Origin of the sequence: Xanthomonas sp. DAR33341 (assembly GCF_003992815.1) — a bacterium.
Taxonomy (GTDB): domain Bacteria; phylum Pseudomonadota; class Gammaproteobacteria; order Xanthomonadales; family Xanthomonadaceae; genus Xanthomonas; species Xanthomonas cissicola.
Genome location: NZ_QEYV01000034.1, coordinates 14684 through 35742 on the forward strand (window position 1 = coordinate 14684; position 21059 = coordinate 35742).

The following is a 21059-nucleotide window of genomic DNA, read 5'->3' on the forward strand; positions in this document are numbered from 1 at the left end:
CCGCCGCCGTATCATCGCGCCGAGGCGTCGGTATCGGTATCGGCACGCAAGGCTCCATCACAACGGTGTGCTGCGTCCGTCGATTGCGCCGGCGGCAATGCCCACCGCAATGCCGCATCTCACCGCTTGGCCAGTCAGTACCGGTGCAGCGATTTCACGCAGAAAACGCAGGCGGCTGCGGCAAGGTGCGCGCATGCCTCTTTCGGACCTGCACATGCCACCACGCTCCTACGCTCGCGCCTGCTTGCTTGCCCTTGCACTGGGCACCTCCTTGTCTGCGCTGGCGCAAGCGCAGCAGTCTGCGCCTGCCGCTGCGCCTGCATCGGCCGCGACTCCCGCGGCCAAGGATGTCCCCACCGGCGCGCGCTCGGATCTGCACGCGCAGGTGTTGCTGGATCGCGCGCATTTTTCGCCGGGCCAGATCGACGGCGAGCGCGGCTCCAATCAAAAGCGCGCAGTGTCCGGGTTTCAGGCCGCCCACAACATCAAGGCCACCGGCGAGCTGGATGACGCTACTTGGCAGGCCTTGCAGGCCGATACCACGCCGGCCCTGGTGCAGTACACGCTTACCGACGCCGATGTCGCCGGCCCGTTCCAGCCCATTCCCAAAGGGCCTGCCGAACAGGCCAAGCTGACTGCGCTTGGCTACGCCTCCGTCGACGAAGCGCTGGGCGAACGTTTCCACGCAGACCCCGCGCTGCTGCGCCAACTCAATCCTGGCGTGGATCTGAGCAAGGCCGGCAGCGTGATTCAAGTACCCAACATCGACGGCGTGCCGCCGCTGGCCAAACCGGCCAAGCTGGTAGTGGACAAATCCGATTCGACGCTGCGGCTATTCGACGCCGACGGCAAGGTCTATGCGCAATTCCCGGTGTCTTCCGGCAGCAAGCACGACCCGCTGCCGATTGGCCGCTGGAAAATTCTCGGCATCTCGCGCGACCCGGTGTTCAAGTACAACCCCAAACTGTTCTGGGACGCGAAAAAGGGCGAGCAGAAAGCCACCTTGCCGGCGGGTCCGAACAATCCGGTTGGCCGCGTCTGGATCGATCTGTCCAAACCGCATTACGGTTTGCATGGCACGCCGGAGCCCGGCCATGTCGGCAAGACCGAATCGCATGGCTGCGTGCGGCTGACCAACTGGGACGTGGTCGCCCTCGCCAGCGTGGTCGGCCCGTCGGTGCCGGTGGTGATGCAGGAGTAAACATGAAACTGCTGATGACTTTGGTGGTGGGCGTCGTGTTGGGTGCGGCCGGCTATTGGTGGCTGGAACGCACCGCGCCGGAAGCAAAAGTAGAGCCGTCATCCAGCGCTGCTCCCGTCGCGACAGACCGCAGCTCAGCGAGTGCCGCGCCAATGGCAGCCCCTGCAGCGACCGCCGCGGCAGCACCGATGGCTGCCTCGGCACCACTGACCGATGCCGCGCCCGCCGGCATGCCCGTAGCAAGGACACCAGCGCAGTCGCCTGCCGCTGCGGCACCGGGCAGCGGCTTGCTGATCCCGGTACAGGGCATCAGCGCCAGCCAGTTGCAAGACACCTTCACCGATGCGCGCAGCGAAGGCCGCGTGCACGATGCCATCGACATCCTCGCTCCCACCGGCACACCGGTCGTGGCAGTTGCCGACGGCACGGTGGAGAAACTGTTCACCAGCGACCGGGGCGGCCTGACCGTCTACCAGTTCGAGCCCGGCGGCAAATACTGCTATTACTACGCGCACCTGGAGCGCTATGCCGACGGCTTGGCGGAGAAACAATCGATCAAGCGCGGCCAGGTCATTGGCTATGTCGGCAGCACCGGCAACGCCAATCCCGCCGCACCGCATCTGCATTTCGAGATCCACCGCCTGGGACCTGAAAAACAATGGTGGAAGGGGGACGCATTGAATCCTTACCCCGTCTTGCACGGCGATCAGATGTTGCAGTGACAGCGAGGCAAGTTCCGCACCAACATCTCTTCTTTCAGCGGATCTGGCAGCCCGATACAGACTTATTCAGCACCTCGCCTCAACACTAAAGCGCCCGGATTTACCGGGCGTTTGAAAGAAAAATCATCACATCGATACAAGTTTGATCGACGGTTATAAGCCACGCCTTCATTTTTCATGAGTCGTTTGCTTATTGATGGTCACGGCCTGAATATATTCGCCGTTCGCTCCATAAATGACCACGATACGGACATAGGGATCATCATAGACGACCTGACTGCTGCAGGGGCACGTTGCGGCTGCCGTCACCATGCCGAGCGGCTTGGCATTCTCATCATTGACAATTGCCATGGGGACTTGTGCGGCAGACCCAACCGGCAGTTGTTGCTGCGCGCCCGGAGTCACGATCATGACCGTCAAGACTTGGTCCGTTAACGAATTGATCTGGACATACTTCAGCCCATCTTTCTCGAAAGAGTAGACCTTGAACAACCGTGACAGGCTGATATTTTTTGCACCGGCCGGAACACTTTCGCCCAGACCACGGATCACATTGGCAGAAGTAGGCTTCTGCTCGGCGGCACTGACATAGCCTGAGGCTCCGATCATCGCGAACAACGTAATGCTCAGCAGAGGTCTTGGCTGGATCGACATTGCGTATCCTTACTGAAGGCCGAGCTAGTCAGCAGAATCTACTCTTGCAATTGGGATGGTACAAGAGTGCAAAGCCCTCCTTCGAGACGCATGACATCAGGTACCCATCCAGAATTTCCAAGCGTATCTCCCTTTACTTTCTGGCATGGCAATACTGATTTCTTGAAGACACATCTACGATACCCACAGTCCGCCAGAGCTCCCTGATCCCCTGCACATAGATCCAACTAGTGCCGGGCATCGGCAGCGTGTCCACCAAGCGGGCGGCATCGCCGGACAAACCGTGAACGGTGCAGTGTATTGATCGAGGATCACCAGTGCGTAACCCTCTTAGTCAGACAACCGGACCAAACTTGCAAGTTGCCAGAAATCCAGCCGCTACAAAAAACACAGGCACCTTTCGCAAGGTGCCTGTGCGGTTTGACGGCAACGATCCGGGCACTGAGATCGTGCCCGGCGCCGCCTGTGATCAGAACGTGTAATTGAAAGTCAGCATGCCGTTACGCGATGCGCCCCATGCGCCATAACCGCCGTTGAACTGCGCGTAATAGCGCTTGTCGAGCAGGTTGTCCACGTTGAGCTGCACCGAGAACTGCGGCGACAGGCGATAGCGCGCGAACGCGCTGACCAGGGCGTAGGCACTCTGCTGGAAGTTGCCGTACACCGGGTCCACGTAGTACGAACGGTTCTGCCAGTTGACGCCACCGCCTACGGTCAGATCGCTCCATGCGCCCTGCGGGGTGTAGCTGCTGAACAACTTGATGGTGGTGCGTGGCAGGTGCGTATTGATCGAGGTGCCGCTGTCGTCGCGCGCAGTGTAGTGGGAAGCGCCGAAGGTGGCATTCCAGCCCTGGGTGAGGCGGCCGGACAGCTCGAAATCGAAGCCTTCGCTGACGACGCCGTTGGCCGCTTCGTACGCCGATTCGCTGCTGCCCGGAACGAAGCCGCCGGTCGCCACCCCGAGGTTGTCCTGCTCGATACGGAACAACGCAAGCGAAGCGTTGAGCTGATCGTCGAACCACGCTGCCTTGACGCCGGCTTCGTAGCCCTTGCCGCTCAGCGGATCCAGGTAGCCGCCGTTGGCATCGCGCAAGGTCTGCGGGTTGAAGATCTCGGTGTAGCTGACGTAGGTCGACCACACATCGTCGATGTCGTACACCAGTCCGGCGTACGGAGTGACTTCGGTCTGCGTGTCGGCGAACGGCAGCAGCTGCTGGGTGGTGAAATCAAAGTTGCGGCCATCGATCTGCCAGTCGGTATAGCGGGCCCCCACCAGCAGGGTCAGCGGCTCGGCCAGCGAGAAACGCGCAGCCACATAGGCGGCTTTCTGCGTGATGGTGCCTTCGCTCTGTACCGTGCGCGGGCTCCAATTGGGCTCCGGATACGCGCCGTTCCAGCCGAGGTAGCTGTCCAGCGGCGCGGGGAAATCGTAGGTGCCGTTGTTGACGTACTCGCGTCGGTTGTAGCTGGCGCCGGCGACCAACTGATGTTCGCGACCGAACAGCCGGAACGGGCCCTCCGCATAGACGTCGGCGCCATCGGCCTTGCGCTCGGTCTGGTAGTTGCCCGAATACGGCACCACGCCGGCACCGGTATTGCGATCGAATCCGAAAATGGTGTAGTACGGATAAAACAGATGATTCGCCGCTTCGGTCTTTTCGTGGCTCACATTGGCCTTGAGGGTCCAACCGTTGTCGAAGCTCTGCTGCAGGCTGGCGAAGGTGCGCTGCAGACGCGTGTCCCAGAACGTCCAGTCGGCCGCCGGATTGAACGAACGCTTGTAGTCGGTACGCGTGCCGTCGCTGTAGAACAGCGGGAAGCCGCCCCAGGTGACATCATCCGATTCCTTCTTCTGGTATTCGTAGCCCACGCTCAGCAACGTGCTGTCGGTGAGGTCGGCATCGATGATCGCCGAGCCGATCTTCTTGCGCAGGCTGTAGCGGTCCATGTCCGATTCGCCGTCCTGGTATACGCCCACCACGCGCGCGCGCACGGTACCTTCAGGGCTCAACGGCACCGTGACGTCGGCCACGCTGCGGGTCTTGTTGAAGTCGCCGCCGCCCACCGATACGGTGCCGGTGAAATCGCGGCTGACCGCATGCTTGCGCACCAGGTTGATCGAGGCCGACGGATTACCCGAACCGGTCAACAGGCCGGTCGCGCCGCGCACCACTTCCACGCGGTCGTACAGCGCCACGTCCAGCGCCGAATCGCCGTAGCTCCAGGCCTGCTCCATGTAGGCCGGAATGCCGTCGAACTGGTAGTTGTCGATGTAGAACCCGCGCGCATAGAACTCAAGCCGCTCGCTATCGCTCTGCGCAACCGAAATGCCGGTAACGTTGTTGAGCACATCGGTGATGCTCTGCAGGTTCTGGTCGTCCATGCGATCGCGCGTGACCACCGTGACCGACTGCGGAATCTCGCGCAGCGACAGGTTCATCCGAGTGCCGGCGGTGGTCTTTTCCACCGTGTAGCCCTTGACCTGCTCGCCCTGCACATTGAGCCGATCCAGGGTGGTGACCTCCGCGTCGCCGGCCGGCGTTTCGGCCAACGCCTGCCCTGCCGACAGGGTGCACAGCGCGGCAAACACCGCATGCGACAGCGCGCGCGGGCGCAGCGCAATGGGAAGGAGACGCATTACGGTAGGACGATTCATCACAGCTCCGGCACAGACAGTCGAGGGCACCCATCACGGCAGCGCCGGACGGCGAACAAAGGGGAGGACGCGCCACGCAACCGCGGCAGCGCACCATTTTAATGGGAATGATTCACATTTTAAATAGCCGGATTGGCATTTATTTGGCACTGCTCGATCCAAGCGAGCGCTACCTCAGGTGGAAGCGCATTTTTGCAACTCCCGGTCCAACCGCAGCCATTGCAGCCGAACTCGCATAGGCGCGACACTCGGAGCGGGAGCTGCCGCTGAACAGGTGGCTGATGCAATGACGGAACGCGCTACGACGCGAATCACATGACAAAATGCTGGGTAGCTATCGCTCTACTGCTAGTATGCGCGCCGGCAGTGAGTGCTGCGGCGTCTGGAAAAACGCCCTTGAATGACGCTTGCCGGGTACCCGGCAGTGCCGTACACGAGGCAGGTCTTGTGCAGATCGGAGGCATCCAGCAATGGGTCACGATCGAGGGCCAGGACTGCCGCAATCCAGTGGTGCTGATCGTCCATGGCGGGCCGGGCAACCCCAACACGCCGTTCGCGCATCGCCTGTTCGGCAGCTGGACGCGCGATTTCACCATCGTGCAGTGGGACCAACGCGGCTCCGGCAAGACCTACGCGGCAAGCAAGCCTGCCGACGGCGAGCCGCTGACCATGCGGCGGCTGACCCTGGACGGCAGCGAGGTCGCACGCTATGCCTCGCAACGGCTGGGCAAACCCAAGCTCATCCTGATGGGCGGATCGTGGGGCTCGGCACTGTCCGTCACTATCGCCAAGGCGAATCCGAACCTGTTCCACGCTTATGTCGGCACGGCGCAACTGGTCAATTACCAGGACGACATGGCGTCGAGCTACGCCAAGACGCTGAGCCTGGCCCGCGCAGCCAGCGATGCGGATGCGCTCGGCAAGCTGGAGAAGATCGGCCCGCCGCCATGGACGAACCCACGCAACTTCGGAGTCCTGAGACGCCTGACGCGCAAATACGAAGCCTTGAGTACCGACCCGGCGCCGGAAGACTGGTTTACCTTCGCGGCGGAGTACGACACGCCCGACTACCGCGCAGCCTATGAAGCCGGGGAAGACTATTCCTTCCTGCAGTTCGTCGGGCTGGCAGGCGACGGCATGGGCCCGCAGATCGATCTGCGCACGCTCGGGCCGCAGTTCGCCATGCCGGTCTATCTGATTCAGGGCGAACAGGATCTGGTGACTCCGGCGCAAATCAGCAAAGCCTATTTCGATGGTCTTTCTGCACGGAGCAAGGAATTTCTCCTGCTGCCACGCACAGGACACGATCCCAATCCGCCAATGATGGCCGCACAGCTGAAGGTGCTGACCAGGATCCGTGCGGCGGCGCTGGCCAACGACGCGCACTGAAACACGCAAGGCGTCCGTTGAACGATGACGGACCGCGCATCGCTCACGAAATCCAACAAAAAAGCCGGCTTTCGCCGGCTTTTTCTTTCAAGCACCACGCAAGGCGTTACAGCGCCTTGGCTGCGGCCACCACGTGCTCTGCGGTGATCTTGAAGTACGCATACAACTGGTCGGCCGGCGCCGAGGCACCGAAGGTGTCCATGCCGACGACATCGCCATCCAGGCCCACGTACTTGCGCCAGAAGCCGGTCACCCCCGCTTCCACCGCCACGCGCTTGCGCACGGCGTTCGGCAGCACCGACTCACGGTACGCCGCGTCCTGGCGATCGAACACATCGGTCGACGGCATCGACACCACACGCGTCTTGAGGCCGGCCGCATCCAGCGTCTTTTTGGCTTCCACCGCCAGACCGACTTCCGAGCCGGTGGCGATCAGGATCACGTCCGGCGTACCGCCTTCGGCGTCGGCCAGCACGTAGCCACCGCGTTCGATCAACTTGATCTGCTCGGCGCTGCGCGGCTGGTGCTGCAGGTTCTGGCGGCTGAAGATCAGGCAGCTTGGGCCGTCCCTGCGGGTAATGGCCGCCTTCCAGCTCACTGCCGATTCCACCGCATCGCCCGGGCGCCACACATCGTTGTTGGGGATGTAGCGCAGCGAGGCCAGGTGTTCCACCGGCTGATGGGTCGGGCCGTCTTCGCCCAGGCCGATCGAGTCATGCGTGTACACATGAATCGCATGCGCCGGGTTCAACGCGCTCATGCGCACGCCGTTGCGTGCGTAGTCGCTGAACACCAGGAAGGTGGCGTCGAACGGAATGAACCCGCCATGCAGCGCCAGACCGTTGGCAATGGCGGTCATGCCGAACTCGCGCACGCCGTAATACACGTAGTTGGCGTCCGGGTCGTCGGTGGCGACCGACTTGCTGGCCTTCCACAAGGTCAGGTTGGAGTGCGCCAGGTCGGCCGAGCCACCGATCAATTCCGGCAACAGCGGCGCGAACGCTTCGATCGCCAGCTGCGAGGCCTTGCGCGAGGCAATGGTCTGGCCCTCTTCCTGCGCCTTGGCGATGTAGGCATCGGCCTTGGCGATGAAGTCGGCCGGCAGTTCGCCATGCGAACGACGGGTCAGCTCGTCGGCCTGCGCGCCGTACTGCTTGGCGTACTTGTCGAACAGCTGTTCCCATTCGGCCTGACGCAAGGTACCGGTGCCGCCGGCACGCCAGCCGGCGTAGATCTCTTCGGGAATTTCGAACGGGCCGTACGGCCACTCCAACGCCTTGCGCGCGCCTTCCAGCTCGTCCTTGCCCAACGGAGCGCCATGCGAGGACTCCTTGCCGGCCTTGGTCGGCGCACCGAAACCGATCTTGGTACGGCAGCAGATCAGCGTGGGCTTGTCGGTGTTTTCCAGCGCTGTCTCGATGGCGGCCTTGATCTTGTCGGCGTCATGCCCGTCCACATCGCGGATCACGTGCCAGCCATAGGCCTCGAAACGCGCCGGGGTGTCGTCGCTGAACCAGCCGGCCGTATTGCCGTCGATGGAAATCTGGTTGTTGTCCCAGAACGCCACCAGCTTACCCAGGCCCCAGGTACCAGCCAGCGACGCCGCTTCGTGCGAAATGCCTTCCATCAGGCAGCCGTCGCCCATGAACACCCAGGTGCGGTGATCGACGATTTCCAGCTCCGGGCGGTTGTAGCGCTGCGCCAGCAACTTCTCGGCCAGTGCAAAGCCCACCGCATTGGCAAAGCCCTGCCCGAGGGGGCCGGTGGTGGTCTCAACGCCGGGAGTTTCGCTGCGCTCGGGGTGACCGGCGGTCTTGCTGTGCAGCTGGCGGAACTGCTTGAGCTGTTCGATCGGCAGGTCGTAGCCGGACAGGTGCAGCAGGGCGTACTGCAACATCGATCCATGCCCGTTGGACAGCACGAAACGGTCGCGGTTGAACCACTGCGGATTGTTCGGGTTGTGCCGGTAGAAGTCGTTCCACAGCACTTCGGCGATATCGGCCATGCCCATCGGCATGCCGGGATGACCGGACTTGGCGGCTTCGACCGCATCTGCGGCAAGAAAACGGATGGCGTTGGCCAGCTGGCGGTGGGTGGGCTGGGTCATGGGCGTCTATGGAAGCGGAGGGGAACACCGCTGGAAGCGGAGACCCCTATTCTCCCACACAGCGCGTTAGGGGAATCGAGAATCGGGAATGGAGAGTCGGATGCAGCGTTGCCGTTTGGTCGATGCAATCACCCGTGGGCCTAATCACCGTCGCCAGACGTGAAGCTCACCGTCACACCCCAGGCTCGCACCAGCCCGCTTCACTCATTCCCTATTTCCCGACTCCCTATTTCTCGCCCTTGGCCACCAAGGTCGTCAGCGCCAGATCCCCGGTCACGTTCAGCGCCGTGCGGCACATGTCCAGGAAGTGGTTGACGCCCAGGATCATGCCGATACCCACCGGGTTGACCCCGACCATCGCGCAGATCAGCGCCACCACCGGCAGCGAGCCGGACGGTACGCCGGCCGTGCCGATCCCGCCCAGGATGCAGACCAGCATCACCATGAACTGCTGGCCCAGGCTCAGGTCCACGTTGAAGAACTGCGCCAGAAAGATCACCGTGACGCCTTCGAAGAGTGCGGTACCGTTCTGGTTGGCGGTGGCGCCCACGGTCAGCACGAAACGCGACACGCGCGGCGGCAGGCCCATCTCGTCGGCCACGCGTAGCGCCGTTGGCAGGGTCGCGTTGCTGGAGGCGGTCGAGAACGCCATCACCGTCGCTTCCTGGGTCTGGCGGAAAAAGCCCAGCGGCGAGCGTCCGGCGAATTTCACCGCAATGCCGTAACTGACCACCATGTGCAGGCCCAGCGCCAGCACCACCACGCCCACATAGGCGCCCAGACGAATCAGCAGATCGAAGCCGAACAGCGCGGCCAGGTTGAACATGAAACACGCCACCGCATACGGCGCCAGACGGATCACCAGCCCGATCAAGGTCATCGAAATCTCGAAGACCCCCTCGATGCCGCGCCGCAACGTGGCGACCTTTTCGTCTTCGGTCAGCACCATGCCCACGCCGAACATCACCGCAAAAAACATCAGCGACAGAATCGCGCCGTTGCTCGACGCCGCGGCGATCACGTTGCTGGGCACGATCGACAGCAGCATGTCCATGCCCTGCGGCTGCGTGCCGGAGCTGGAAATGATCTCGCGGGTGCGCTCGGCGTTTTCCTGGATCAGCTGATTGGCCAGTTGCGGGTCCACGCCCGCGCCGGGCTTGAGCACGTTGACCAGCACCAACCCCAGCAACACCGCCACACCGGACAGCACCACGGTATAGCCCAGGGTGCGCCACCCCACCCGCCCCAGCGCGCGGATGTCGCCCATTTCGGAAATGCCCATGACCAGCGCCGAGAACAGCAGCGGCACGATCAGCATGAAGATCAGATTGAGGAAGACCTGCGAAAACGGCGTGGTGACGTACTTGGTCGCCAGACGCACCCACTCGGCGTCGCTGCCGGCCAGGTAGTAGACAGCCAGACCCAACAACAGGCCAACGGCAAAGCCAATGCCCATCTTCCAATGCAGGGGCAGGACCGGGCGGCGCGTGGCTGGGGATGCTGTCATCTGGTCAGGCCTTGGTGGACACAAAGACCGGAGCTTAACAAACGCCATGGATGCGGCCACCTACCCGGGAGTCGCCTAGGCATCTGCCTGCGGGTAGGGGTCTTTCGATGTTGGGTGATGCAGGCGTTGGAACTGACAATCCGCCTGGCTGTTCGGCACCTGCGTGCGGCAACGGAATCTCGTAGCGGCGCTTATACGTCCTCAGATGCCCCAGGTCGAAAGCCTGGCGCGGCGGGTGCGCGGTGCCTCGCCGCTCGCGGGACACGCCGTGAAGCCGTCCCTGGGGGACCGCTGGCGGCATCCATGTCGCCAACGGTCCCGCAAGCGGCGAGGACGCCGCACCAGCACGCTGTTCGCTGACTCAATAGAAGGCCTAGCGTCTGGTAAGCGCAGGGCTTAGTGGTGCGGGTCGCAGAAGGGCATGCGCACTGGCGAACCAGCAACACGTAATGCAGTGCTTGCACCATACATACCGACTACCGCGACTGTTCCTTGCCCGCTCACCGTCGCGGGACCCTTGGCGACATGGATGCCGCCAAGGAGCTTACAAGGACGTATTTGCAGCGTGTCCTGCGAGGGTGGGCGAGCAAGGGCCCTGCAGCAACGCCGAAGCGCCAACGCTCTTCGCTCTCTTCCGCACAGTCGGCAGATCACGCGCATCCAGAATCAATGCCTTATCAGCGCTGCAAGGCAGCGTCGCCGCTCAAAGCGAGTAATAGCGGCCAACGAAATCTAACGAGCCACTGTTGCGTGAGCGCAGATTCCCCACCAGGAATCGAAGCACCGTTGTTGCAGACCATCCCTCGCACCGACTGCAACCGCGCGGAAACTGCGCAGCCAGTATCTCAGTCGTTCCAAGCCGCCACCAATGCAACGCCGTCGATCAAGGCGCAGGCGGATACAACGGCGCCAGCACCTCCGGTTCGGCTGCGCTTGCATGGTGCCACCGTGGCCCCTTGGCGAATGCATCGCGCAAGGCGGCGCGCGCGCCGGTCACATCGCCATCGCCGCCCCAGCGTGCGCGCTGCATGCGCGCCACCGCTGCCTGCTGCGCCGGGTCTGCCAACGCCGCCACCACTGCGTCGATATCGGCAACGCCGGCCATGCCGCAGAGCACCGCCGCCACATCGTCCATGCCGCCGGTGTCGAGCGCGCGGCGCAACTCGGCCACGCCGTGGGTCGCGCGCCCAACCTCAGCTGGTCCATTGCTGCCGTCACCACCGGTGCCGCCTGATGCACCGCGCTGAGCACCGCGCCGACGCACTAACGCCCACACCAGCGTGGCGATCCACAAAAGCGCAAATCCGATCGCCGCCGCGATCCACCCCCACGGCGGTTGCGCGGGCGATGGTGCTTGCAGGGTGAGCGTGCGATCGGGTGTCGACGCCGATTGATCGGGTGTCGGATGCGGCGTGGGTGCCTGCGCAGGCGTCGCAAACGCGCCGCTACCTGCCGCGGCATCGAGCGTCAGATCGGGCAGTGAAGCCGTCTTGGCTGCCCCTGCCCCCACATCCCACCACGCCATCTGCAGCCCGGGCACCACCAACGGACCGGCGCGGTTGGGCACGATCGAATAGCGCCGGGTCAGTCGCAGTTGCGGCGAGCCGTCCACGAAGCGCTCCTCGAATTGCGGCGGCTCGGCGAACACCTGCGCGTCGGGCACGCTGGGCGTCGGCAATTCGGGAAACTGCGCCTGGGTCGCACCGCGCGCACTGGCTTCCACCACGAATTGGGCCGCCTCACCGGCGGTCGCCCGCTGTGGCGTGGTCGTGTAGCGCAACTGCAGGCTGCGCAACGGCAACCACGGCTGCGGCGCATTGGCCGGCTGCGCGCGCACCTGCAACGGAATGCTCGCACTGCGCGCACTCAGCTCACCGTTTCCGCGCCCGAAGTAGTCGTCGAAAAACCCGCCCACCGAACGCCCGTTGAAACGTGCCGGCGGCAGCAGCAGGCGACCGCTGCGCTCGGGGACCAGCAGGTAGCGCCGCTCCACCACGTTGTATTGGCGTCCGTTGACGACCTTGACCGAGCTGACGTCGTCGCCGACGCGCTGCATCGATGCCCCATCCGGGGCCTCAAGATCCAACTCGCCCGATGCCAGCTGGGTGGCGAAGTACAACCGCACCACCACGCCCACGCTTTGCTGCACGTAGGGTTGCGGGTCGTCCACCTGGGTTTGGACGAAGGCTTCTTCATTGCCCTGCGCTGCACTCGGCACGCCGGCAGCGTTGCCGGAGCTGCTTGCGGGATCGTTCGCCGCCCCAACCACCTGCAGGCGCAGCGGTTCGGTGCGTTCATTGCCTACGCGTATCGCCGGCACGATCAGTTCGCCGCTCTTGCGCGGCGTCAGCACCACACCGAACAAGGCACGCACCGTCACCGAACCATTGGCCACCTGCATCTGCTGATTGGCGCTCTTGGCGCCCAGCAAGAAGTCGGTGCGCAGTGGCGTGTAATCCGGGTCGACGCCGCGTTGGTCGGTTTCGATATTCAACATCGCCACATCGCCGGCATTGACGCTGTCGCGGTCCAGCCACGCGCGCGTGACTGCACCCACCGGCGCGCACGCCAACAGTGCCACGCTGGCCAGCATGCCGATTGCCGCGCGACGTAAGTGCTGTCTGCCGATCATCGTCCGTCCCGTTGCCTGCGTTCGTATTCCAGCCTGAATTTGGTACGCAGCAGGCTGCCCGGATCGTCCGGCACCCGCCGCAGCCATGCGTCCACCGCCTGACGTTGCTCGCGTTGTTCCGGCGTCTCACCGGCGACGGCGGCCTCTTGCTTGCCGCTGGCATCGGCCTGCTTGTCGCCCGCCTGCGCCATGGCCTGCTGCATCTTGCGACGCTGTGCCTCATCGGCCTGCTGCTGCGCCTTGGCATCGGCAGATTGGGGCGGGGTGTCTTGCTTGCGTTGCTCGCCCTGCCCGTTCTTGGCCTGCGCATCTTGCGACTTGCCGTCCTGTGGCGGCTGCGCCTGGGAGGGCTGGTTCTTGCTGTCCTGCTGGTTCTGCCCATCCTGGCCGGCCTGCTGTTGCCCCTTCCCATCCTGACCGGATGGCTTCTGGTCCTTGGACTGGCCTTTGCCGTCCTGGCCCTTGCCATCCTTGTTGTTGTGCTGCTGACGCTTGCGCGCCGCATCGACCGCCGCGCGATTAGCGATGGCATCCTGCTGATTCGGGTGTTGCTTGAGCGCACGGTCGTAGGCCGCGATCGCGGCGTCGTACTGACCTTGTCGCGCCAGCGCATTGCCGAGGTTGTACAGCCCCTCATCGGTTGGAACCGCTTCGAACGCCTTCTGTGCCGCTGCGAAATCGCCCTTGCGATATGCCTGCACGCCGGCGTCCAGGCGCTGTTGTTGCACCTGATCGGCCCGCTGCCACAAGGTGCCATCGGCCGCGTGCGCGGGCTGCGCCAGCGGCAGCACGCAGACCATCGCCAGTACGGCCACCACCGCGCGGCGGCGAAACGCCAGCAGGGACAGCAGCATCACCGGCAGCACCAGCCAATAGCCTTCATCGAGCCAGGTCTTGCCGCCATCGGACTCGGCGGTTTCATCGGCCAACGGCTGTTGCGACGGATCGAGCACGCCCAAGGCGCGCAGGTCCACATCGTCCGGCGTGATGCGTGCATACCGCCCGCCGCCCTGCGCAACCAGGGTGCGCAGACTGCCTTCGTCGAGCTTGGCCTGCGCAATCTCGCCGCTGGCCATGCGATACGCTGCGCCGCGTTCGCTGCCCACGCCAAGCGCGGAGACACTGAAACCGCGCGAACGTGCCACCCGTGCCGAACTTTCGGCGGAGCTATCTGCGCCATCGCTGACAAGCAGGATCTCGCCTTGCTTGAAGCCGGCCTGCTGCAACAGCTGCGCGGCCGCATCGATCGCCCGGTCTGCACGCTTGCCATCGACCGGCATCACCGACGGCGACAGCGCATCCAGAAACAAGGCCACGTTGGCGCTGTCTTCGGTCAATGGCGCAACCGTGAAACTCTCGCCTGCATAGACCAGCAATGCCACCTCGCCACCGGCACGTTTGCGCAGCAGCGTCGCCAGCTTGGCGCGCGCCTGCAGCAGGCGCGAAGGCGGCAGGTCGGTTGCGTTAGCGCTGGACGACAGATCCAGCACCACCACCAGCGGCATGCTCGATTGAAACACCGGACGCTCGGTCTGCCGCCAACTCGGCCCGCTCATCGCAATCACTGCCAACGCATAGGTCAGCGCAGCCAGCACGAATCCCAGCCATCCGCGCCGACCGCCAGCGGCCAATAGCTCCGGCAACAGATGCGCATCCACACTCTGCCGCCAGACATCGGCATCGCGGCGACGCCAGTGCCACAGCGCTGCCGCCGGTACGATCGCCAGTAGCGCCCACAACACCATCGGGCGCAACAGATGTAGCGACTGCAGCGGCCCTGCCAGTTCGGCCAGCGCGTTCATCGCCACCTCCGCGGCAGCACATAAGCCAGCAGCGCAATGACGATCGCCGCACCCAATGGCCAGTAATAGCGCTCCACGCGCGGCTGCACCGAAGGCCCGAGCCCCTTGACTGGCTCCAGCCGATCCAGTTCGGCATAAATTCCGGCGAGTTCTTCGGTGTCGCGGGCGCGGAAGAAGCGTCCGCCGGTCTGCTGGGCAATCTTGCGCAGCCCGTCTTCGTCGATGTCGTCGTCGCCGCCGGCCGGAATCGGCACCCCGAACAAGGAATAGCCGCCACTGCCGCCGAACCCAATGGTGTGCACGCGCACGCCTTCGGCCTTGGCCAGTTCCGCAGCCTTCAACGGATTGAGCACGCCAGCGGTGTTGACGCCATCGGTAAGCAACACCACCACGCGCTGGCCCTGCTTCTGTTCGCGCAGGCGTTTGACCGACAAGGCGATCGCATCGCCAATCGCGGTTTCGCGCCCGGCCAAGCCCACCACGCTATCGCGCAACTGATCGCGCACGGAAGTCAGATCCGCGGTCAACGGTGTCAGCGCATACGCGCGTTGGCCGAACACCAGCAAGCCGACGCGGTCGCCGTCGCGCCGATCCAGAAAGTCCGACAGCACGGCCTTGGCGGCGGTGAGCCGGTCCACCACCTTGCCGCCGAGCACCATGTCGGGTTCGCTCATGCTGCCCGACAGATCCACCGCCAACATCATCTGGCGCGCCTCGCGCGGCGGTTGAATCACCTCGCCCAGTTGCTGCGGACGTGCCAGCGCGGCGCACAGCAAAAACCAAGCCAGCCACGCCAGCCAACGCGGCATCCGCAGCACCGGCGCGCTTGTCGCCTGTGCCACTGCCTGCAACTGCTCCGCGTAAGGCACACGGAGCGCGGCCGTATCGGCGCGACGTTGCGGCCAGAACCACATCAGCAACGGCAAGGGCATCAACCACCACGCCCATGGCCAGGCGCAGTGCGCCAACGCATCCTGCCATTGCGACCACTGCAACCAGTTCACCGCCGGCCCCGCATCAGCGCCACAAAGCGCTGCCGCGCCAACGCTTCTAACGCCGGCAGATCGCTGACTGTGGGTGCGCGCTGGAAACCGCCTTCCAGCACAGCCCTGCCCGGCCCCTGCGAAAACACGGGGTCCTTGCGCTTGCGCCCGTCCAGGAACTGCAACCACGCCTCGCCCTGCAAGCGGTCGGCCTGCGGATCGACGCGCCGCGCCGCACGTCGCAGCAGCACCGACACGGCCGCCAGGCGCTGCGCAGGCGTCGTGGCGCGCGCCAGTTCCGCATCGAAAGCAGCCAGCCAGCGGCGCTGACGCCGGCGCCGGCGCCACCACCAGACCCATGCGCTCCCCACCACCAGCACGACCACCGCGATCACCAGCCACCAGCCCGGTGCCAGCGGCCACCACGACGGCGTCGGCGGCAGATGCACATCACGCAGCGGCAGCGACTGCGGGGACATTCTCAGCGACTCCGCGCGGCGGGGCTGCCGCCCAGCCAGGCATCGCTGGCATCGTCGGTGGACAGGCGATGCAAGCGCACGCCGCGTGCCTGCAGGAGCGAGCCCAAGTGCTCCAGCGGCGCGACGAATTCCGCCTGCCAGCGCGCACGCCCGGCCTGCGTAGACAGATCGATCGCGATGCGCTCGCCACGCACGTCGAAGGTGACTGCACGTGCCGGTGGCGCCAATTCCAGCGGATCGACCAGCACGATCACCACCACCTCGTGATGCAAGGCCAAGCCCGACCAGCGCGTGGCAGAAATCCGGCCGGCGCTGCGCGCATCGGCCAGCACGGTCAGGCGCGCGCCAGGGCGCAACAGGCGCGCCGCATGATCCAGCGCAACCTCCAGCCCCGCGTCGCCGGGCGGCGGCTGGGCATACCAACGCGCCAAGGCATCCAGCACCGGCAGCACACCACGCTGGCCGGACCGCGGCGCAATCGGCGCCTCGCTCGCGGTGCCGCGCAATGCTGCAATTCGGTCGCCCTGGCGCTGCGCCAGCCATGCGGCAACGGCGCCAGCGCGTGCGGCCTGCACCGATTTGTAGCGCACGCGCGTACCGAAGAAGAGCGCAGGCGAGGTATCGGCCACGATCAGACTCAAACGCTCGCGCTCAGCCTGAAACAACTTGGTGTGCGCCCGTCCGGTTCGCGCAGTGACGCGCCAGTCGATATGCCGCGCATCGTCGCCAGCCACGTACTCGCGCGACTCGGCATATTCCATGCCGCGCCCGCGCGTGGCGGCAGGCAACGGCCCCACCACCCCATACCGGCCACGTCCCGGTTGACCGCGATGGATCGCGGTACCGCGCAGCGCGATCAGTTCTGCAAGCGTTGGGCGCACCCCATCGCCAGCGACTGGCGAGGGGGTGGTTGCAGGGGACGAGAACGGCATCGAAGACATCGGCGTCTGGCGAGAGTGCGGCATACCTCAGCGACGCTGCCCGATCAGGGCAGCGGAATCTTTTCGAGCAACGCAGCGACCAGGCGTTCGCCGTCCCAGCCTTCGGCGGTGGCCTCGTAGCTGGGCAGCACGCGATGCCGCAACACGTCCGGGGCAATGGCGCGGATATCGTCCGGCGTCACGTAGTCGCGCCCGGCCAGCCACGCGCGTGCGCGTGCGCACCGTTCCAGCGCAATCGAGCCACGCGGGCTGGCGCCCCAGGCGATCCGTCGCGCCAATGCCGGGTCGTAACGCTTGGCATCGCGCGAGGCCAGCACGATTTCGATCAGATAGCGTTCCAGCTGCGGCGCCAGATGCACATCCAGCACCACACGGCGCGCGGCGAAGACATCTTCCAACGGAATCTTGTCGGGCACGGTCTCGTGCTTTTCCAGCGTATCGCGGGCGGCCTCGCGTGCCAGGCGCAGGATTTCCGCCTCGGCGTCCGCCTGCGGATAGCCGATGCGCACATGCATCAGGAAACGGTCCAGCTGGGCTTCGGGCAGCGGGAACGTGCCCTCCTGCTCGATCGGGTTCTGCGTCGCCATCACCAGGAACAACTGCGGCAGCGCATAGGTGTGCCGGCCAACCGTCACCTGCCGCTCGCCCATCGCCTCCAGCAGCGCGGATTGCACCTTGGCGGGTGCGCGGTTGATTTCATCGGCCAGCAGGATCGGGTGGAAGATCGGCCCGGGCATGAACTCGAACCGGCTGTCCTGCGGGCGCCAGATCTCGGTACCGGTCAGATCGGCAGGCAGCAGGTCCGGGGTGAACTGCACCCGCGCAAAATCCGTTTCCAGCCGCGAAGCCAGCGCACGGATCGCGGTGGTCTTGGCCAACCCGGGCGCGCCCTCGACCAGCAGATGGCCATCGGCCAGCAAGGCAATCAACAGCCGCTCCACGAGCGCTGCCTGGCCAACGATGCGCTGCGCAAGCGATTCGCGCAGCGAGGTGAATTGACGGTGCAGCCGGTCCTCGGCGGGCGCGGCAACGGCTTCGGGGGGGAGCAGTGGCGGTGCGTTCATAGGCCCAGTGTGACCGATTTGAAAGCGATTGGTTCACCGCGGGCCGGCGCGCTGTTCAGTTAATGATGCAATTCTATGGAATGGCTCTTTTGACGACACGCACCACGCAAACGCTCCCACATGCCACGCTTCGGAATTATTCTGCGAGGAGCCCGCAAGCTCCCCTCTGTTTACCAGAAACCACTCATACCACCTGCCACCATTTATCAGGGGCAAGCCTGGCTAACCTTCGCAGAACAAGATAATCCACCCCCATTCGCTGAATACTGTCCGCCGCAAGCAAGCTCTACAGTTCCTGCGCCACTGGTTGGAATCGACTGACCTGGCTTCAACTGCCCAGTATATCCCGGAGCCTGAATCCCGCAGGTCGTTCCAGTTACACTGCCTGAAGCCTGAGTGCACTGAACGATTGCTGCAGACTTTATGGGCGCCAATCCACGTGAAGAGCTGCCGTTTCTGGCAGAGGCGAAAATAGTCTGCTCCGGCGAACATGTTGTGTCATCGATTTTTGCTATGCATGTCAACCCTCCACCGGCAGCCGCGTAGGATCCATTGCAGTTGAGAACGACAAGTCCTGGCCCTGTCGTACCTATCGACTCACCTTGCGATACGAGGCCATTCCATCCCGGTGCCTGTATATCACAGCTTGTGCCAGCTTCTCCTCCACCTGTTGCCTGGATGCAGGTAATCAATGACACTTTTGCAGTGGATGCAGTGCCCTGGGTGCTTTGTCCATTGCGCGCGGTTGCCGTAATAGTACTACTCGAAGCAATGGCTGCATTGAAGAAAAAAAGACCGAAAATCATAACTCCAAGAGAACAGACATCCGATTTATTGTTCACGGTTCATTCCTGTTTGATGATCTGTTAGTTTTGCGCACTCACTGACAAAAAATAAATTTTTATTGCCGACTATTCAGGCCTAACTGGATTTTTGCCAACATTTTTATTCCCGATTCAGCCAATCCTTACGGAGTAGCGCTCGCTACGCGCAGTACCTTCGGCGTCACGAACACCAGCAATTCCGCCTTTTCCTTGCTGCGTCCGCGCTTTTTGAACAAATTGCCCAGGAACGGGATGTCGCCCAGAAACGGCACCTTGGAGACGCTCTCGCGATCGGTGAATTCGTAGACACCACCGATCACCACGGTTTCACCATCTCCGACCAGCACGGCGGTATTGATCTCCCGACGATTAATCTCCGGCACCGTTCCATACAATGGCAAATCGATGAGCCGTGCAACCTCGTCCTTCTTGACATTCATGTTAAGAAAGACCCGATTGTCATTGGTGATGGTTGGCGTCACCTTGAGTTCAAGCAGCACTTCCTTGAACTGTACGTTGGCCTGCGAACCGCCGCCCGCACCACTGCCGCTGATGGTCACATACCCGATCTCCCGGCCCTGCTTGATCACGCCCTCGCGCTGATTCGCGGTAACGATGCGGGGGTTCGATACGACTTCGCCACGTCCCTCTTGCTGCATCGCCGACAACTCGATATCTAGATTGAAATTGGAACCCAGCAAGGTGTAGGCGAGGCCGCCAGGCGTGTTGGTGGTGAATCCACCGCCTGCACCGAGATTGACATTCAGTCCGGATGGGAACAGATGCGCAGGCAGCGTGGTACTGGTGCCTCCATTGGCGATCTCGTTGGCCCGCTGCGCAGAAGTGTTCAAATAGTTGGTGTTGCTCTCGAGCGAACCACTGAGAATGCCACGACCTGTCGCGCCGGTGATGCCGAAACGCGCACCCAAATCACGTGCAAATGTATCGGTCGCAATGACGATCCGGCTCTCGATCAACACCTGATCCACCGGGCGATCGATATGCGAAATCAGCTCGCGCATTTGCGCGACCTTCTTCGGGATATCGCTGATCATCAAGGTATTGGTGCGTTCATCGGCAACCAACCGGCCACGTGGCGAAAGGAAGCCATTGTCCTGCTGCCCCGCACCGCCTTGTCCGCCCTGGCCGCCGCCGCTACCGCCACCACCAATTCCCTTGGCCTCCGTCAGCGCTTTGAAGATCACCGCAGCGTTGTGGTAGTTGATCTGCACATAATCGGTGATCAGGTCCTCGCGGTTCTCGATCGCGATGCGGGCGTCTTCCTTGTCCTGCTCGAACTTGGCCAGCTCCGGTTGCGGGGCGACCCACACCACGCCGCCATCGCGTCGCTTGTCCAGGCCCTTGGCACGCAGCACGATGTCCAACGCCTGGTCCCACGGCACATTCATCAGGCGCAGCGTGACATTGCCCTGCACGGTGTCGGACGCGACGATGTTGAGGTTGGACTCTTCGGCGATCAGCTGCAGCACGGTGCGCACCGGCACGTCCTGGAAGTTGAACGTCACCGGGCGGCCGCTATAGCCGCGCGCGGCGATCTGCGCGGCAGCCTGCGTGACCGCCGCCGGGCTCACACCGCCAACCGCCGGCTGGCCCTTGCGCGGGGTGATTTCCACCACGTATTCGTTGCCGGTCTGGTAGGCCAGCGAATCGAAGGCACCCTTGGTCGATAGCACCAGCTGCGAACCGGAACCGGACGGCTTCACTTCAACGCGCTGCACCGGCGTGGCGAAGTCGGTGACATTGAGCGGGCGTTGCAGCTCGGCAGGTAGCTTGGCATTGCTGATGTCCACCAGCACGTTGTCGCCCTGCGTCCGCAGGTCCGGGCTGGCGCCCTTGCCGTCGAACTGCAGGATCAGACGGCCAGCGCCGTCTTCGCCGCGCTTGAAATCGATTTTGGACACCGCCAGGCTCGCCGGAGCGACCTTGGCCGGATCCTGCGCGGGCTGAGTCAGCGCCGCGGCGGCGAATGCGCTGCCGCTCGCCAGTGCCAGCGCGAACCCCAACGCGCAGGCCTGGAAGATCGCGTGGCGTCGTACCGGACGCAGCCGCTGGGCATTGGAAAACGTCATCGTGCTAT

General features: G+C 63.8%; 13 protein-coding genes and 1 pseudogene. 3 read left to right on the forward strand and 11 right to left on the reverse strand.

Annotation, left to right across the window (positions count from 1 at the left end; all coding sequences use genetic code 11):
• Positions 1–271 precede the first annotated feature (271 nt).
• Positions 272–1201 (forward strand): L,D-transpeptidase, encoded by a 930-nt coding sequence (locus EO156_RS16330; RefSeq protein WP_026007033.1) that lies wholly within the window; start codon positions 272–274, stop codon positions 1199–1201.
• A gap of 2 nt (positions 1202–1203) precedes the next feature.
• Complete coding sequence (locus tag EO156_RS16335) at positions 1204–1923, forward strand: M23 family metallopeptidase (protein WP_016850141.1); 720 nt, start codon at positions 1204–1206, stop codon at positions 1921–1923.
• Positions 1924–2091: 168 nt separating this feature from the next.
• Here the strand turns inward: EO156_RS16335 and EO156_RS16340 are convergent, their stop codons facing one another.
• Both EO156_RS16340 and fhuE read right to left on the reverse strand, forming a co-directional pair.
• Positions 2092–2577 (reverse strand): hypothetical protein, encoded by a 486-nt coding sequence (locus EO156_RS16340; RefSeq protein WP_016850142.1) that lies wholly within the window; start codon positions 2575–2577, stop codon positions 2092–2094.
• A 469-nt stretch (positions 2578–3046) separates the two neighbouring features.
• On the reverse strand, positions 3047–5233 hold the full coding sequence (gene fhuE / locus EO156_RS16345) for a ferric-rhodotorulic acid/ferric-coprogen receptor FhuE (RefSeq protein ID WP_016850143.1): 2187 nt from the start codon (positions 5231–5233) through the stop codon (positions 3047–3049).
• Positions 5234–5548: 315 nt separating this feature from the next.
• On the opposite strand from fhuE, the pseudogene EO156_RS16350 reads away from it, so the two are divergent.
• Positions 5549–6481 (forward strand): annotated as a pseudogene (locus EO156_RS16350) (alpha/beta hydrolase); the annotation flags it as partial.
• A 247-nt stretch (positions 6482–6728) separates the two neighbouring features.
• Here EO156_RS16350 and tkt read toward each other — a convergent pair.
• From tkt to EO156_RS16395, 9 genes are all read right to left on the reverse strand, one after another.
• A complete protein-coding gene (tkt, locus tag EO156_RS16355; protein ID WP_016850145.1) occupies positions 6729–8729 on the reverse strand; it encodes a transketolase in 2001 nt (666 codons plus the stop codon).
• Between the two features lie 226 nt (positions 8730–8955).
• Positions 8956–10236 (reverse strand): dicarboxylate/amino acid:cation symporter, encoded by a 1281-nt coding sequence (locus EO156_RS16360; RefSeq protein WP_016850146.1) that lies wholly within the window; start codon positions 10234–10236, stop codon positions 8956–8958.
• An 883-nt stretch (positions 10237–11119) separates the two neighbouring features.
• Positions 11120–12868 (reverse strand): BatD family protein, encoded by a 1749-nt coding sequence (locus tag EO156_RS16365; RefSeq protein ID WP_029829376.1) that lies wholly within the window; start codon positions 12866–12868, stop codon positions 11120–11122.
• A complete protein-coding gene (locus tag EO156_RS16370) occupies positions 12865–14670 on the reverse strand; it encodes a VWA domain-containing protein (protein WP_016850401.1) in 1806 nt (601 codons plus the stop codon). Before EO156_RS16370 ends, EO156_RS16365 begins: the two co-directional genes overlap by 4 nt.
• The gene (locus EO156_RS16375; RefSeq protein ID WP_026007079.1) at positions 14667–15674 is read right to left on the reverse strand and encodes a VWA domain-containing protein; all 1008 of its coding nucleotides are present in this window, start codon (positions 15672–15674) and stop codon (positions 14667–14669) included. Before EO156_RS16375 ends, EO156_RS16370 begins: the two co-directional genes overlap by 4 nt.
• The gene (locus EO156_RS16380) at positions 15671–16132 is read right to left on the reverse strand and encodes a DUF4381 domain-containing protein (protein ID WP_029829378.1); all 462 of its coding nucleotides are present in this window, start codon (positions 16130–16132) and stop codon (positions 15671–15673) included. The genes EO156_RS16375 and EO156_RS16380 overlap by 4 nt, the downstream gene beginning before the upstream one ends.
• A gap of 2 nt (positions 16133–16134) precedes the next feature.
• Positions 16135–17097, reverse strand: a complete 963-nt coding sequence (locus EO156_RS16385; protein WP_029829381.1) for a DUF58 domain-containing protein — start codon at positions 17095–17097, stop codon at positions 16135–16137.
• 20 nt (positions 17098–17117) lie between these two features.
• Positions 17118–18137 (reverse strand): MoxR family ATPase, encoded by a 1020-nt coding sequence (locus EO156_RS16390; RefSeq protein WP_016850064.1) that lies wholly within the window; start codon positions 18135–18137, stop codon positions 17118–17120.
• Positions 18138–19104: 967 nt separating this feature from the next.
• Positions 19105–21051, reverse strand: a complete 1947-nt coding sequence (locus EO156_RS16395; RefSeq protein WP_016850063.1) for a type IV pilus secretin PilQ family protein — start codon at positions 21049–21051, stop codon at positions 19105–19107.
• Positions 21052–21059: the final 8 nt, after the last annotated feature.